The sequence below is a fragment of the Colwellia marinimaniae genome, from assembly GCF_002207865.1.
Classification (GTDB): Bacteria; Pseudomonadota; Gammaproteobacteria; order Enterobacterales; family Alteromonadaceae; genus Colwellia; species Colwellia marinimaniae.
Window position 1 is genome coordinate 1 of sequence record NZ_BDQM01000174.1, and the last position, 329, is coordinate 329.

Sequence of the window (329 nt, forward strand, 5' to 3'; positions counted from 1 at the left end):
CTCACTGTGATAAAAAATGCCATCTTCAAAATCCTCTTTCGTATTATCTACATTATTTGCTGTCCTTTTGCCGCTATAGAAGAAGTACAAAGCTAGATTTGAGGCCCCAATGATAGCGACCGCCATGATTGGTAATGCTAAGTATGTTGTCATCACGAAACCAATAAAGAACACACCGGCCACTTCTTTTGACCACATCATTTTAAGTAACATCGCGAAACCAATCGCAGGTACCATTTTCGCGCCAATACCGAGACCTTCTAGTAGTACGGTTGGGGCATTTTCATCAATCCATTTAGCACCATGCTCACCAAAGTAAATGGTAGCAA

At 41.3% G+C, this 329-nt stretch carries 1 protein-coding gene; it reads right to left on the reverse strand.

Going from position 1 to position 329, the window contains the following annotated elements; genetic code table 11:
• On the reverse strand, window positions 1-329 hold a 329-nt coding region (locus tag MTCD1_RS18775; RefSeq protein ID WP_200818644.1), incomplete at both ends, for a PTS sugar transporter subunit IIC.